Origin of the sequence: Segatella copri, assembly GCF_026015465.1 — a bacterium.
Classification (GTDB): Bacteria; Bacteroidota; Bacteroidia; order Bacteroidales; family Bacteroidaceae; genus Prevotella; species Prevotella copri_E.
Genome location: NZ_JAPDUQ010000002.1, coordinates 1 through 14,731 on the forward strand (window position 1 = coordinate 1; position 14,731 = coordinate 14,731).

At 47.2% G+C, this 14,731-nt stretch carries 12 protein-coding genes; 6 read left to right on the forward strand and 6 right to left on the reverse strand.

Features of this window, described 5'->3' with window-relative positions; genetic code table 11:
• The first annotated feature begins 260 nt into the window (after positions 1 to 260).
• The gene (locus ONT08_RS06855) at positions 261 to 881 is read left to right on the forward strand and encodes a hepatitis A virus cellular receptor 1 (protein WP_264959577.1); all 621 of its coding nucleotides are present in this window, start codon (positions 261 to 263) and stop codon (positions 879 to 881) included.
• Between the two features lie 38 nt (positions 882 to 919).
• Entirely contained in the window at positions 920 to 1,636 is a 717-nt protein-coding gene (locus ONT08_RS06860) for a hypothetical protein (RefSeq protein WP_264959578.1), read from the forward strand.
• Between the two features lie 275 nt (positions 1,637 to 1,911).
• Here the strand turns inward: ONT08_RS06860 and ONT08_RS06865 are convergent, their stop codons facing one another.
• The 5 genes from ONT08_RS06865 to ONT08_RS06885 all read right to left on the reverse strand — a co-directional run bounded on the left by ONT08_RS06865 (position 1,912) and on the right by ONT08_RS06885 (position 9,030).
• Positions 1,912 to 2,991, reverse strand: coding sequence for a DNA/RNA non-specific endonuclease (locus ONT08_RS06865; RefSeq protein WP_264959579.1), 1,080 nt, complete (start codon positions 2,989 to 2,991; stop codon positions 1,912 to 1,914).
• A 177-nt stretch (positions 2,992 to 3,168) separates the two neighbouring features.
• Complete coding sequence (locus ONT08_RS06870; protein WP_006847266.1) at positions 3,169 to 3,420, reverse strand: type B 50S ribosomal protein L31; 252 nt, start codon at positions 3,418 to 3,420, stop codon at positions 3,169 to 3,171.
• A gap of 191 nt (positions 3,421 to 3,611) precedes the next feature.
• Complete coding sequence (locus ONT08_RS06875) at positions 3,612 to 5,093, reverse strand: hypothetical protein (protein WP_264959580.1); 1,482 nt, start codon at positions 5,091 to 5,093, stop codon at positions 3,612 to 3,614.
• A 44-nt stretch (positions 5,094 to 5,137) separates the two neighbouring features.
• Complete coding sequence (locus ONT08_RS06880; protein ID WP_264959581.1) at positions 5,138 to 6,358, reverse strand: DUF5689 domain-containing protein; 1,221 nt, start codon at positions 6,356 to 6,358, stop codon at positions 5,138 to 5,140.
• A gap of 71 nt (positions 6,359 to 6,429) precedes the next feature.
• On the reverse strand, positions 6,430 to 9,030 hold the full coding sequence (locus ONT08_RS06885; protein ID WP_264959582.1) for a TonB-dependent receptor: 2,601 nt from the start codon (positions 9,028 to 9,030) through the stop codon (positions 6,430 to 6,432).
• 332 nt (positions 9,031 to 9,362) lie between these two features.
• Here ONT08_RS06885 and ONT08_RS06890 point away from each other — a divergent pair, with 332 nt between their 5' ends.
• From ONT08_RS06890 to udk, 3 genes are read left to right on the forward strand one after another with little or no spacing between them, the layout of a single operon-like run.
• The gene (locus ONT08_RS06890; protein ID WP_264959583.1) at positions 9,363 to 10,433 is read left to right on the forward strand and encodes an endonuclease/exonuclease/phosphatase family protein; all 1,071 of its coding nucleotides are present in this window, start codon (positions 9,363 to 9,365) and stop codon (positions 10,431 to 10,433) included.
• Between the two features lie 37 nt (positions 10,434 to 10,470).
• Positions 10,471 to 11,040, forward strand: a complete 570-nt coding sequence (locus tag ONT08_RS06895) for a uracil-DNA glycosylase family protein (RefSeq protein ID WP_264959584.1) — start codon at positions 10,471 to 10,473, stop codon at positions 11,038 to 11,040.
• A 7-nt stretch (positions 11,041 to 11,047) separates the two neighbouring features.
• Positions 11,048 to 11,671, forward strand: a complete 624-nt coding sequence (gene udk / locus ONT08_RS06900) for a uridine kinase (RefSeq protein WP_117587693.1) — start codon at positions 11,048 to 11,050, stop codon at positions 11,669 to 11,671.
• Positions 11,672 to 12,326: 655 nt separating this feature from the next.
• On the opposite strand, the gene ONT08_RS06905 is transcribed toward udk, so the two are convergent.
• Entirely contained in the window at positions 12,327 to 13,601 is a 1,275-nt protein-coding gene (locus ONT08_RS06905) for a hypothetical protein (protein ID WP_264959585.1), read from the reverse strand.
• A gap of 223 nt (positions 13,602 to 13,824) precedes the next feature.
• On the opposite strand from ONT08_RS06905, the gene ONT08_RS06910 reads away from it, so the two are divergent.
• Entirely contained in the window at positions 13,825 to 14,673 is an 849-nt protein-coding gene (locus tag ONT08_RS06910; RefSeq protein ID WP_254972561.1) for a hypothetical protein, read from the forward strand.
• Positions 14,674 to 14,731 lie beyond the last annotated feature (58 nt).

The following is a 14,731-nucleotide window of genomic DNA, read 5'->3' on the forward strand; positions in this document are numbered from 1 at the left end:
ATTACTTATTTATGATGCAAAGATACGAAAAATATCGATACGATGTGTTAAGAAAGTGTTAAAACTTTGATACAATATTATCAAAAAGGCGGCTGTTTTTGAAAGAATAGGGATTTCCCCCTCAGTTTGTATCCTTTTCCCCTTTGATGCAGACGAGAAATCCACTACCTTTGCATCGGGTTCAAGAAAGAATGCTGTTCTTCAAGAGCTCAATAAATTAGAAGATATAAGGATATAAATAACTTAACTGATAAATTGATATGAAAAAGTTTACTACTCTTCTCACAATGGCTTTCATAGCTTTGATGAGTATCTCATTCACCTCATGTGATGATGATTCTGATATTGCATACACCCTCGATGGTACATGGAAGGGTAATATGTTGGTAGAATATGGTAAATATGGTAATCACAATCCCCTCTACTCGGTAATCCGATTCGACCAGAATGATGGCATCTATTCCGGTACAGGCTATTGGATCGATTACTTTGAGAGAAATTACTGGCATGGCAACAATTATATAGCAAACCGTATTACCTGGACAGTACGCAACAGAAACATCTATATCACTCTTCTTGATGAGGGTAGCGATGTTGTGATTTACGACTATGCTCTGGGCGACCGCAAGTTCTCTGGATATGTAGATGCTGATAATGGCAACCGTGCTTATTTCGAGCTTTATCGCGATTCTTACAGCTATAACTGGCGCGATTATGACTGGGGCTACGATTGGGACTACGATGACGGTTGGGGCTACAGCAAGCAGCATTCGGGCTTGGAGAACACCCAGATTGTTTCTCGCGGAGCTAAGGATTCTGTAGAGTATGTTAAGGTGGCAGATGATAATCAGAAGCCTGTTCGCCGTTTTGTAGTGAAGTAAGGCAATAAGGAATTTAGTTTGAAGAAAGGAAACAAGATATGAAAAAGTTTAATCGGATATGGATGTGGATGGCGATAGCCGCAGCATCTTTCTCATTCACCTCATGTGATGATGATGATTATTGGCATGATGATTATTACTGGTATGATGACTATAATCATGGTGGCTGGGGATGGAATCAGGGCGACTGGAACAACGGTTCTAACGGCTCTCAGGATGGTTACCTGCTGAAGGAGGCTCAGACTCTTACAGGCGACTGGAGAGGCTCTGTGATGCTCTCTGAACTTGCTGAGGACGGCCAGTCTCGCAATAACTACAGTTTCAATGCCGAGATGACGTTCTATCAGGCGGGTGATAAGGTTAACTCGCTCAGCGGTAATGGTGTAGAAGTGGATTATGCCGATGATGGAAGCAATGAAACCCAGACCCTGAAGTTTGCCTGGTACATCGATAAGAATGGTGATATTTATATCCGTTATAATGATTCTGGTGCTACCTATGTGATGGATGCAGGTGCTAAGCAGTATGGTTTCTATCTGGGTGATGAAAGGGGCCAGGATGTGTTCTATGGTTATATGATAGGAACAGGTAAGGCTAAGGGTGATGTGATGCAGATCGATTTAGTGCGCTACAATCCGAGTGGAGCCCGTAAGAAGACCCGTTCTGCTGCAACCGATTCCGTAGCTTCTAGCTTCGGTAAGGCTACCGGTAGGGCATTCATGCCACATGCTATCAAGAAGTTGCCAAGAAGATGATGATATAAACCAAGAAACGGGGGTGTCATAAGTCTGGATAATAGTTGGTGCATAACAGTTGACCACCGCTTGCACAACAGGTGTTGTGCATGCGCATATCAGCTGTTATGCAAGCGCACAACAGCTGTTGTGCGACCGAAGATACTAACTATCTCAACTACATATCCTATCTTTTCCAACAACATATCCTATCTCTTTCAACAACTTCAACAACAAGAAGAGGGTGAATCATAAACTTATGACACACCCTCTTCTTTGTTTGTATATAGCCTGATTTATTTAAAGCCCCAAAGTTTCTTGATGACTTCTGTATCTACGTTTTCCACATCCTTCTCTATTTCATCCGGGAGATTACAGAAGAAGTCGATGCCGGTTTTGTCTTCCAGCGTCTTGATGTTTACGACATATTTGCCGAGCTTATCGTTCTTCTTATCAAATACCTTGTCCTCGTGAAGGAACCAGTAGCCGAAAGCATTGTATTTAAAACTGTCAGTGTCTTTATTATATTTCTTTTCCAGGAATGCTACAAAGAAATATTTTGGCACAGGGATATATCCATCATGAGGTTGCTTTACGTACTCTGATGGTTTGATATGGCTTCTGTTTTTAACATATTCTATTACGTTTCCATTTTCAATAGTGCCACCCTTCACTACGAATAGCGTATCTCTTCCTGAGATGTTTTGCTTTAAGTTCTGCTGTTCCATTGCAAACCAAATACCTTTAGATTGGTTAAAGGTAGAATATTGTGGCTGCATATTGGTGAAATAGAAAGTCTGTTTGTTTGATACAGCTGAAACTTGGCGCTCATCAGATGCTATCAGGTGTCCGCGATCATAGCCTGAGTTTTTGTATGGTGTTTCTGCAAATTCTGTAATTCCTGGGTAATACTTAGCCAAGTCTGGGTCATTGATATAATCTCCTAAACGTCCCACGTTACCTCCTTTGTTGCTTTCACAATAGAAGTAGCAAGTCCAGCGCTGTGATTGGAGATTGTCGTCCCATTCAGAACTGAAGTTAACTGCATTATCTGCCATGTGAGTAACCACATAGCTTGAACCGCCTTTAATCTTAGGGAATTCCAGACCATTGATGGCATTCTTTACAACCTCAGGCATAATGGCTGTAGGCATATTCATATTTTGGTTAGCCTTGTTGGTAGATACTCCTGGAGTATTATCTCCCAAACTGCCATCACCTGTGCTTCCACCTCCGGTATTACCGCCACCTGTATTACCGCCACCGGTATTACCACCGTTTTCAGGAAAATAGAACTGCAGGGTATCGTCAGTGCCGCAGGCAGAGAACGTCATCGCAGCAACGAGTGCGAAGATAAAAAACTTAGTATGCTTCATAATTCTCGATAATGTTTTGAAGTTAAAGATTAAGTACTTTCTATATAATTATGTAGAAATCGATTGCATGAGGATAGAATAGAGAAAAAAAGTGCATTCCTACGTATATGCAACTACGCTGGAATGCACTCAGTATCTTTGCGATAATAAATATATCCTTATAAAAAAGGTATATTATTACTTCTTCAATTTGCCGTAACGGTTCATGAAGCGGTCTACGCGACCCGCTGTATCAACGAGCTTGCTCTTACCTGTGTAGAATGGGTGAGATGTGCTAGAGATTTCAATCTTAACAACTGGATAAGTCTCGCCTTCGAACTCAACAGTGTCGTTAGTCTTGCATGTAGACTGAGAGAGGAACATATCGCCGTTAGACATATCCTTGAATACTACAGGACGATAATTCTCTGGATGAATACCTTTTTTCATTTTTCTTTTTTTATTTTTATTGGGTTATTAAAATTAGACGTCATGGGGATGCTTGCTGCATCATTTCGTGTCCCTTATCGGGGCATGCCCATTATAGCCTGTTATCAATTTCAGGCTGCAAAGTTACGCTTTTTTCCTGAAACCACCAAATTTTTCCTCTTCTTTTTAAGAAATATTTGAGAATTAGCGCTTTACTCCGCATAAACTATCTTGATGGTCTTCACGCGAAGCTGAACACCGCCGCCTGTTGTCTCTGTAAAGAGGTTGGTGTAGGTGGCTGTGGTGCCTGAGAACTCGATGGTGGCTGTGGCATTGCCCACGTAGTTGGTGCCGTTGTAGCTGTCGCAGGTCATCACAATCTGCTTAATCTTCTTGATGCCCTTGAAGATGAGCTTGTTGTTGGCATATACGCGAACGCCCTTGGTTTTGGTGTAGAACTTAGGACCATTATTCTGACCGTTGGCATCGAAGTTTACGGTGGAACCATCTGAGAACTTCACGGTTTCTACGGCTGCCTCGTTCACCAAACCTGCTGCGTTGAGATCCAGCTCTACGCTGGCACCCGTGGTTGTGGCTGCCGCATTGCTCAATGTAACGGTGGTGCCATCGATGGTAATGCCGTCTTTTGTAGCAGGAGTATCAGGTTTTGATGGAGTGTCTGGAGTTCCTCCTGTAGCCTCTTTCACTGAGAGATTCTTTACTTCCCATGTTCCAGATGAAGCTGCGCAGGCATAGTGGAGAGCGATAACTACGTTCTTCTTACCTTTGAAGTCTGACAGGTCGTGCTTGTATGTTTCCCAGGTCGCCCAGTCTGTGCCTTCCTTCATTGTGCCTGTAATGTCTGTCCACTTGGTTGTAGCTGGGTCACCAGTGTAATTGTCTGTGATGAGAACCTGATTCTTTACTCCCTCAACGGCTGTACCATTTTTTGTAACGTAGCGGAGAATGTAAGAGAACTCCAATGTCGCGCTTTTAGATGCAGAGAGGTCGATAGCCTTAGAAACAATGTAGCTTTCTGAAGGAGTTGTTATCTTAGAGGCATTATCGTAACCTGTAGCCTTGGCATAGCCGTAAGAGTCGATAACCCATGCTGTACCCTTAATGGTCTTGGCTGTGAATGAACCGAAGCTCTTGCTGAATGTCTCATTGATGTAACCGTCAGCTGGAGTATCAGGGGTTGTAGACCCACTTGTTGGTTTACCATTGAGAGATACAAGATAGTTACCTGTATCATATTCGTTGGTTCCGCTGTAGTTCTTAGCCTTACCGCAGATAACAACCTCATCGCCTGGCTTCAGAGCATCTTCGCCTGAAAACTTTGTGCGATTTGGACCAGCATAGCCATTGTAAACATAGAACTGGTTAGCCGTAGTACCATCATCAGAAATATAATACTTCAAACTACCAAAACTGGCATCAAAGCTGCCTGCCTTAACTGATACCACCTTACCCTTGGTGTAAACTTCCTGATCTGCGCTACCGCCATTTTCGATATACTTAATGATACCGGCAATGTTGAATGGATCTGCAGCAGTACCTGTACCCTTAGGCTCGCCAGCACTTGGAGCATCAGGCTTGGTAGGCTGTGTGTAAGGTTCTGGCACATCCTCGCAGCTGCTGAATGTGAAGGCAGCCATTGCCGCCATCAAAACTGAAAATATATACTTTTTCATATTATTGTCTTTTTAAATATTGTTACTATTTTGATAATCAGTAATTACTTGATAGAGATGAGATTGCCACCCTTGATCTCTTTGGTGCCGTTATAATCAAGCAGGGTGCCTGATACAACCACCTTCTTGCCTGGTACAAGGATACCCTTGGTTTCCTCTGTCCACTTTGCACCATCGATGTTGAAGCAACGGAATACATCGAGAGTCTTGCCTTCTGTATCCTTACCGTCGTCAGAGATAACGAATGTAGCATTACCATACGTGCCTGTATCTACATCTTTCACCTTTACGATGATACCGGTAGCATAAACCTTAGCATCGCCTGCTGTACCGGCATTGATCTTCTCCAGTGCCTGAGCCACGGTATAAGGCTTCTCCAATGTACCGCCTGTTTCTGATGCCCTCAGATCATCCGTGCTGCGAATCACAATCTGCCAGGTGTTGCCGAATCGGGTGAAGATACCGGTGATATCGAATACACCCTGTGGAACCACCTCGTTGGCAAACTTAGAATAACCTGAGTTGCGCACTACCAGATTGCTGCTGCTGATCTTCTTGCCCGTTTCTGCATCAATCAGTTCCAGACTCGTATTGGTATCATCTGGCGCCCATACGTTTGTACCGTTGGCAGAAGCAAACTTCACTTTCTTCAGGGTCATCAACTTGCACACGCTAGCCTCCATATAGGCTGCATCAGTAAGCTTTGTCAGGTCAAACTCCTCTGGCACTACCGTGCTTGCATCCGCCTCGCCAGGGTTCAGAATCTTGAAGTGCTCGTTCCAGATGGCACGCTCTATCTTTCCTATACCCAGACTTCCATCTGAGAGCTTGGTATTCACACCGCCAATCTGAGGCAACTTCTTGTAACTTCCGATATAGAGACCCTTCAGGTTTACGAGAATCTCCTGACCAACAGGAAGATAACCTGACAGGCCACTTCCGTTGATGGCAATGATGATTGCGCCGGATGCATCCTGTACGCTCACCTGGTTGTAGATATTGCCACTGACATCATTGCCCGTCACTACCGCCTTGATCATCATGTCCTTCTCAATCAGCTTGTAGCCATTGTCGCTGTTGATAATCGTAGCAAACTGGGTCTTCAAATCTGCTATGCTGATCACATTCTTCTCCCTCAGGCTGTTGTTGCCCCATGGAGATGCAGGCACCTTCTCGGTCAGGTCTGGGTCAGCATAACCGTCGCCCATACACGACCCCAGAGTCAGTGCCAGGAATGCCAATGCTATGAATTTTATCTTTTTCATTGTTCTTTCTTTTTATTGTTATAGAGAAACGGGATTACTCCCTGTTCTTTATGTTAAAGAGAAACTGCTCTTTAGAATCTGTAAGATACCTGGAACATGCCGTTGGTACCCCAGGTGTAATACTTCTTAGGATTCTTAGAGAACTGGTAGAGGCGTGGATTCTTCACGTTGCCGTTAGCATCCAGTGTATAGCTTGAACGTGAGTTCTGCTCATATCCGCCTGTTACGATGGTCTGGTTGTTCAGCAGGTTGGTAATCATGAGGTTGAAGTTGAGAGAACCCTTCTTCAGTCTCACGCTCTTGCCTATGCTCAGGTCAACCATCCATCCTCCGTGACCCTTCTCCTGGGCTACAGCATCCTCAGTCCAGCTCATACCGTCGAGTGTAGTAGGAGCAAAGATTTCAGGGAATGCCTTGTGGGCAGCCTGGCGGTTGGTCAGCACCTTCTCATATCTGTAGCTTGGAGAATAAGAGAGGTAGATGCGGTCGTAGTAGTTGGCATTGAGGTTGACGAACCATCCGTTTACGTGGGCATCGAGACCGATGCTTCCCACTGTGAGCGGTGTGCCACTCTCGCGCATATTCATCACGTAAGCCTTGTCCTGGTAAACCTCAGCACTCTTTGAGAGCATGTATACGGCGTTTACATTGTTGATGTTCTTTGCCTCGCTCATAGCGCCCAGAGTCTTCAGGTCGAGCCATGATGTAAGCTTGATCTTAGCGCCCACCTCTACACCATAGTATTCCTTCTTCAGTCCGGTCATGCTCACGTAGGTGAATGAGTTCTCATCATCGTTGTAGAAGTTCTGCCATTCCGTAACGTTCTCCAGTCGGCTGTAGTATCCGCTCACGTTGGCACTCAGCCATGCGTTGCGATACTGGTAGCTGAATTCAGAGCTGAAGATGCGCTCGTTCTTGAGGTTAGTCACGAAGTCGTTGCTGATTTCAGGCGAAATGAAGGCTGTGTTTGCCATCGGTGCACGCAACTCGTATCCGGCTCCGATGCTGAAGGCATGACCTCTGCCCATATCCACGTTCAGGCTTCCCTTTACACCACCGTCCAGGAAGTTGGCTGTGCCGCTCTTGCCCTGACTGTTATTCGGTGCCATACCGTTGCGCATGTAGCCTCGGCGGTTCATTCCGGTATATCCGATACGTCCGCTCAGCATCGCCTTCATGTTGTAGAATTCGGCTGTATAGGTGCTCCATGCGTTTGCCTTGTCCACGTCGATGCGATAGTCGTAACCGAACTTGTCGCCCTCGTAAACCAGCTTGCCTGTGTTGTTAGGACCGGCTGTGTTCAGGTCGTACTGCACACGTGGGTCGGTCTTAGGATAATCGCCCAGGGCATAGGTGTTGATGTTGTGGAAGATGGCACCGCCCAGCATGTCTTCCAGTGTCTGATAGTGCTGGTTGGTACTCTTTCCGAGCATGATACCCGTAGCCAGGTTCGATTTCTTGGTCAGCTTGGTGTTCAGAACGGATGACAGGCTCAGGGTCAGGTTGTCGTTGTGCTTAGCCTGAACATAGTAGAGCAGATCCTGTCCGTTCTTGGCTGCCTGCTGGTTGGCATAATACAGGCGGTCCCAGTTAATCTGTCGGTTTGCCTTGCTTGCCTGCCAGTAGTTTACGGCGTTGTTCCAGTTTTCCCAGGTATACATGTTGTTGCCGTTCTTGTAGTCGCCCCATACATAGTAGCTGGCTGATGGCATGTTCTTCCAGTAGTCTGGCTGTGGATTCTCTGCGTTGTTGTAGTTGAGCTTGGTGCTCTTGTACATAGAGTATTTTCCGAACACCGATGTGGTGAGCTTCATCTGGTCGTTGATTTCCCAGTCCCATGTAGCGATAGCCGAAGGGGCAAAGTCGTTCACTATGCGTGAGTTTCTCTTGTGTCCGTTCTGGTATCCCCAGTATGGGTTATACTGGTAGTCGTTTGCCAGCCAGTAAGCCTCGTCGGTAGATGCTCCCTGGGTGCTTCTTTCTGTCGGGTTACCCCATGTGGAGAAGCTCAGCGAGTGGCCGTTCATCCACTTCTTCTGTACACCGAAGAAATAGGAGAGGGCATTGTAGATGGTTCCCTCTACGTATCCCTGGTTAGCCCAGCGGTAGGTGAGACCGGCTGTAATGGCCCATCCCTTCTCGTTGAATCCGCTGGAGTAGGAGTAGAGTCCGCGCAGAGTATAGTTGCGGTTGGCAACACCTACGCTGGCATACTGGCCTTCCTGCATGCTTCCGGCACGGAAATCATAGTTGTTGGAGCCTGCCATGCCCGTCATCGAATAGCCGTTGGCTTCGAAAGGCAGGGCGAAGTCTACGTTTCTGGAGAATCGGTTCAAACCGCCGATATTGGAGAAACGGAACTGTCCGGTCTCCATATCGTTCATGGAAGCACCGTTGATATAGACATCGTTGTACTTCTGGTTGAAGGCACGGTAGCGGAAACGTGCTGGCGAGAACAGGTAACCTGCCTGACTCGCGTATACGTTGCTGGTAGAATTGAGAATGGTGACATTGGATGACATGTCATCGTCCTCGCCCAACTGTGCCTCGGAGAAGGTGAAAGCATTTTCGTCGAGTCCCTGGGCTATGTTCTGGTCAGTCTTTTCGTTCTGAGCCATAGCCAATGAACACGAGAAGAGCGCTAACATTGCTAAGTTTACTTTCTTCTGCATAGTTTATATGTATTAAGTATTAATAAACCGGCAACAGCAGTCTTTTTGAGCAGTGATGATATATGTCCCGCTAGGTCTTGTTTAGGCGATAAGGGGACTTACCGTGGTCCCTGGTCTTGTGTCTTCTGTTCCGATTCAATGTGTTTAATGCTGCAAAGTAACAAAAAGTTTTTTGAAAAATGAATTTATTTATGTTAAAAATGCATGAAATCTGAAAAAATATTCGTTTTCATGGAGATATTTCCGGTTTTTTAGGTATCTTTGCTGCCTGTTACCTCACCGCGTTAAGGTGAATATATATAATTAGGTATACATTAATAATTAATATTAGTATGAGAAAATATTTGCTCTTGCTGGCTGCCCTCCTCATGATTGGGCTGGGCGCTACGGCACAGAAAAAGAAGTCGCAGACTTCAGGCAACAGGCAGTTTCAAGTGTATGCTGTAGGTTTCTACAATCAGGAGAACCTCTTTGATACCTGCCATGATGCCGGTAAGAATGATTATGAGTATCTCCCTGCTAAGGGATGGAATGGTATGAAATATACCAATAAACTCAAGAATATGTCGCGTGCACTTGCCGACATGGGTACCGATGTGCTGCCTAACGTGGGTTGTGCCTTCATCGGTCTGGCTGAGGTTGAGAATGCCAACGTGCTGAAAGATCTCACCGCACAGCCGCCTCTCAAGGCAAGAAACATGCAGTTCTGCCATATCGAGGGTCCCGATAAGCGAGGCATCGACTGTGCGCTGCTCTATAATCCGGCACTCTTCACGGTGAAGAACACCCGATTGGTGCCTTACGTACAGGAACTCGCCAAGGATTCTGCCTACAAGACCCGTGGTTTCCTCACCGTTCGCGGTGAACTGGCGGGCGAGGATGTGGCGGTTATCGTATGCCACTGGCCAAGCCGTTTCTCCGTTTCGTTCTATCGCGAGAGCGGAGCACGCCAGACCAAGGCTGTAAAAGACAGTTTGCTGAAGTTGAACCCAGCGATGAAAGTGTTCGTGATGGGTGATATGAACGATGATCCTACCAACGCCAGCATGCACAAGGTGCTGAAGGCGAAGGCTGAAATCAGCGAGGTGGGTGCCGATGATATGTACAATCCATGGTACAACATCCTGGCCAAGGAGGGCAAGGGAACCCTGTTCTACAGTGGTTCATGGAATCTCTTCGACCAGATAGTCATCACGCCTAATCTCCTGAACAGGGATAGTAAGAACAAGGACTACAGTTCTCTGAAGTTCTGGAAGAACCACATCTTCCGCCGCGATTACCTCATCCAGCAGGAAGGTCAGTACAAGGGTGCTCCTTTGCGTACCAAGGCAGGCGGCAGATGGCTTAACGGCTACAGCGATCACCTGCCGGTAGTGATGTACCTGGTGAAGGAAAAGCTTTGATTTAGTTGATAGTTAAGAGTTTATAGTTAACAGTTGAATGGTTGAGAATCATCCTTTTGAGCCGTGGCTGCCGGGCAATGCCAAGTTGCTGATGCTCGGCACGTTTCCGCCTGCAGAAAAGCGGTGGTGCATGCCCTGGTATTATCCTAACTTCCAGAATGATATGTGGAGGATATTCGGGATTATCTACTTCCAGGATAAGTTCCATTTCGTGGATGTAGAGAAGAAGACCTACCGCCTCGATGCTATTAAGAAATTTCTCGGGGAGAAGGGCGTCGCCATCTATGATACCGCACAGCAGGTGATACGTACCAAGAATACGGCATCCGACAAGGACCTGCAGATCGTGCAGCCCGCCGATCTTGACGGCATGCTCCGCCAGCTGCCCCATTGCAGGGCGGTGCTTACAGCCGGCCAGCTTGCCACGAAGGTATTTTCAGAACACTTTGGCATCAAGGAAAAGCCTGAGATGGGAGGCTATGCAGAATTCCAGTTCGAGGGCCGCAGACTCCGTCTGTACCGCATGCCCTCCAGTTCCCGTGCCTATCCTATGGCAGTGGAGAAGAAGGCTGAATTCTACCGCAAGATGTTTGATGAAATCTTATAGAAAGAATATGAAAGATAAAGTGACCGTTATTGGCATTGCGGGAGGCACAGGCTCCGGCAAGACTACTGTGGTGAAGAAACTCGTAGAAGTGCTGCCGCCTCATTATGTGGCTGTGGTGCCCCTCGATTCATATTATAACGATACCTCGCAGATGACCGAGGAAGAACGTCATCGGATCAACTTCGACCACCCGTCGGCATTCGATTGGAAGCTTTTGCACCAGCAGCTCGCTGATCTGCGTGCTGGCAAGGCGATAGAGCAACCCACCTATAGTTATATCAAATGCAACCGTGAACCGGAAACTGTTCACGTTGACCCCAAACCGGTTGTGATCATCGAAGGCATCATGACGCTGGTGGACAAGAAGTTGAGAGACCTGATGGACCTGAAGGTGTTCGTGGATACCGATGCTGATGAGCGCCTGATACGCAACATTCAGCGTGATACCATCGACAGGGGTCGCACCGTATCGATGGTGGTAGACCGATACCTCAAGGTCCTGAAGCCGATGCACGAGCAGTTTATCGAACCCACCAAGCGCTATGCTGACATCATCATTCCGCAGGGTGGCGAAAACCTCAAGGGCATCAGTATCCTCTGCAAGTATGTAGAGGGACTGATAGAGAAATAAAAATATTTTTGCTCAAGCATTGCATTTCTTTAATGCAAAACAAAGTTTAATTATGAAACAGGGCGGCCTTCTTCGTGAGAAGATGTCCGCCCGCTTTGTTTTTATCCCGGTCGGGCTATTCAAGTAGTTCAGTTTGCTAACTCAAGTAGTTCTGTCAGCGAATTCAGCCGTCTCAGTTAGCTGATTCAGCCGTCTCAATAAGCCTACGGATACGTCTGCGCTAGCCGACGCAGTAATATCCGTACCCCGACGCAGTAATATCCGTACCCCGACGCAGTAATATCCGTATCCCGACGCAGTAATATCTGTATCCCGACGCAGTAATATCTGTATCCCGACGCAGTAATATCTGTAACCCGACGCTGTAATATCTGTAACCCGACGCTGTAATATCCGTGAGCCAGCGCAGCACAACGTGTGGTCCGTTTTCGCCAGGTCCCATAACCATATTCTGCAAAGATCTTCTTGCTTTTTGCAAGAAGATAAGCTGAAAAACGTGATAGATGAAGGCTATTAGTGATGGATAGCGTGATGGATATTGTAAACATTTTATCCATCCATCACGCTTTCCTAAATGGATAATTCCTTTATTATCAAGTGATTAGTGTTTTAAGAAGAGAAAAAGTGAGGGATGTGAGGGATAAAACTTTAAAGATTATTCCTCTTCCTTCTTCTCAAAGGCCTCTACGAAAGGCTGGTGGAAACCCTGGAAGATGCGGAGATACTCGGCTCGCACCTCATCACTCTCCTCAAAAAGATTCAACTCGCCACGCTTGTGAGCCTTCAGCATACTGCTGTAACGGCGAATCTTACGCTTGTAGTTCCTTGCCATCAACGCATCTGCCTGAACAGGATTCTGACTGACATACGAAAAAGCACAAAGCTGCTTCATGAACATGTCGAACACCGGATTGTCATGACTCCAGTCGTCCTCACTCAGCCAGAACCACTGGAAATGATACTTCTGCTCCAGTGCCATCAGATGCTGCCCCAGCTCGTCAATCTCCATGCCCTTCTGCATCTGCTCCTCAGCAAAAGCTACCAGAGATGCCGCATCTACATTCAACTCAACCTCGTGAGACAGCGTGGTGCCCTCAATCTGAATGCGCCAACGGTGATTTCTGTTCTTGATGAGCGCAGAATTCGTGTTCATCAGCAACTCAGAAAGCTTGCCCTCGGTAGGAATCTGATCTACTACCGAAAGACGGTCGCGCTGGTTGCGAACCACCAGCTGATGGTCCTCATGGCGCAATACACACATGTAAACCAGCCTGTTGCTGTCGAGCTGAAGGGTGAAACGGTCGTTGTTGTCATCGCCCACAAATTCGTAGGTGTAGTCATCTACCTTATCCTGCGGAATGCTCAGCTCGCCATGCACCTTGTTGCCCTCGGCATCGTAGAGCGAGAAACCGATATAAGGAATCTGAAGACGGAGGACAACCGGATTGCCGCCGTCCTCAGGAATCAGGGTAACAGCCAGTCCGTCATCGCCGAAATCATCCTTGCGGCATACGAATCCGTCATCCGTCTTCTCAGCCTTCTCCACCTTCACCTCGCCGTAGCGCCACCAGAAATCGAAGGTGATGGTCTGGTCGTCCTCAGCGGCTACACGGATGAAATCCTCGATGTCCTGACCCAGGTAAATCACCTTGGCAGGCTCAATCTCCTCATCATCATCGCCCAGCGCGCGCACCCACATCTCGCCCGGAACAGGATCATCTTCCCATTCGGCATCAGCAGGGGCTGCAGTAGACTTGAAAACGAGGAAAACCATTCTTTCTTCCTCCCTCGTGCCATCTTCGCGGCACGTGAAGCACTTCGCCTCCTTAGGGATGAAGAATGGGGTTAACAGGTACGGGGTTTTGCATAATGCGGTATACTCTACCTCGGTCCATGCCGGGAGAGCGTGTGTATTTGTCTTGTCTGTCATATTCTCTTGTTGCATATAATTCTTGAGTTGGTCCTATTTCTTTTCATCATCCGGCGTGTGTGGCAGGACGAGGGGATGTTGATCCCCAAAAACGGTTGCAAAGGTAATGCAAAATCGAGACACTACAAAATATATCACCTATTTTTTTAATTATTTTACGATTCAATATTTGGTGCTTCCAAAAAATAGTTGTAGTTTTGCATCTGAAATAATGAATAGAAAGATGAAAGTCAAGACAATACTCACACTGGCGCTAGCCGCCACAACCCTCGCAGCATGTCACAGGGGAAAGAAACCACCACGTATGGACAATTCGAAACTCGCCATCAGCCTCTCGAAACCGGCTAAGGGCGACAGGGCTATCTATGGACTTGCCTGCCTGGGCTGCTCGGATACCGCGCTGGTGCTGCTGCCCAACGGAGGCGGCGACCCCGTAAGATACAACATTCTGGATGCCACTCGCAACCATCAGGTGTTTGGAGATATAGAGGTGGGCGACTGGGTTTGCGTGATGCCATGCGAGGAGAAGGATGAGAAGAACCGTGCCGACATGGTGATAGACCTGGACCAGCTGAAGGCCACCTGGACCTATCCGGTAATGCCGAAGCTGCGCGATGTATCGCATCTGAGTAAGCGCCAGCAGGCGAGAATCCTTGCCAATATGCCCGACAGCATCGTAGAAACCTATATGGTGCCGCGCCAGTATGGCTTCACCCTAAAGCGCATGAGCGAGGCGATGGCCGTGGGCAGGGTGAGGATAAACAAGGATGTGGATGACGACAGTCCGGTAGAATATCCTGCTGTGCCTCAGTATACGGAATGGCATGCCTACAATGGCAAACTGATTCTGGTGCAGGGCCACCGCGAGCTGGATGGCGTGGTGATCAACGAGAAGACGAAGCGCGATACCTTCACCTTTGTATATATGAAGGGCGACAGTCTGGCTCTCTCAGACCGTGAGGGCCGCATCCAGGGTTTCCACCGCTCGCTCGATGCGATGAAAGCCAACGCCAAGGCCCATGCCGCAGCCGAGAAGCTGAACAGCAAGATGAAGAAGGAAATATTGAAATAAATTACATAATAAATATAAAAAAAGAGGCGAATAGGACGATTTCTCGATTTTTTTGTCT

Excerpts from the sequence above, each read along its gene's own strand:
- ONT08_RS06890 (WP_264959583.1), top strand. The coding sequence starts at position 9,363 with ATGAGAAAATATTTGCTCTTGCTGGCTGCCCTCCTCATGATTGGGCTG.
- ONT08_RS06860 (WP_264959578.1), top strand. The coding sequence starts at position 920 with ATGAAAAAGTTTAATCGGATATGGATGTGGATGGCGATAGCCGCAGCA.
- ONT08_RS06875 (WP_264959580.1), bottom strand. The coding sequence starts at position 5,093 with ATGAAAAAGTATATATTTTCAGTTTTGATGGCGGCAATGGCTGCCTTC.
- ONT08_RS06870 (WP_006847266.1), bottom strand. The coding sequence starts at position 3,420 with ATGAAAAAAGGTATTCATCCAGAGAATTATCGTCCTGTAGTATTCAAG.
- ONT08_RS06885 (WP_264959582.1), bottom strand. The coding sequence starts at position 9,030 with ATGCAGAAGAAAGTAAACTTAGCAATGTTAGCGCTCTTCTCGTGTTCA.
- ONT08_RS06855 (WP_264959577.1), top strand. The coding sequence starts at position 261 with ATGAAAAAGTTTACTACTCTTCTCACAATGGCTTTCATAGCTTTGATG.
- ONT08_RS06895 (WP_264959584.1), top strand. The coding sequence starts at position 10,471 with ATGGTTGAGAATCATCCTTTTGAGCCGTGGCTGCCGGGCAATGCCAAG.
- ONT08_RS06865 (WP_264959579.1), bottom strand. The coding sequence starts at position 2,991 with ATGAAGCATACTAAGTTTTTTATCTTCGCACTCGTTGCTGCGATGACG.
- udk (WP_117587693.1), top strand. The coding sequence starts at position 11,048 with ATGAAAGATAAAGTGACCGTTATTGGCATTGCGGGAGGCACAGGCTCC.
- ONT08_RS06910 (WP_254972561.1), top strand. The coding sequence starts at position 13,825 with ATGAAAGTCAAGACAATACTCACACTGGCGCTAGCCGCCACAACCCTC.
- ONT08_RS06905 (WP_264959585.1), bottom strand. The coding sequence starts at position 13,601 with ATGACAGACAAGACAAATACACACGCTCTCCCGGCATGGACCGAGGTA.
- ONT08_RS06880 (WP_264959581.1), bottom strand. The coding sequence starts at position 6,358 with ATGAAAAAGATAAAATTCATAGCATTGGCATTCCTGGCACTGACTCTG.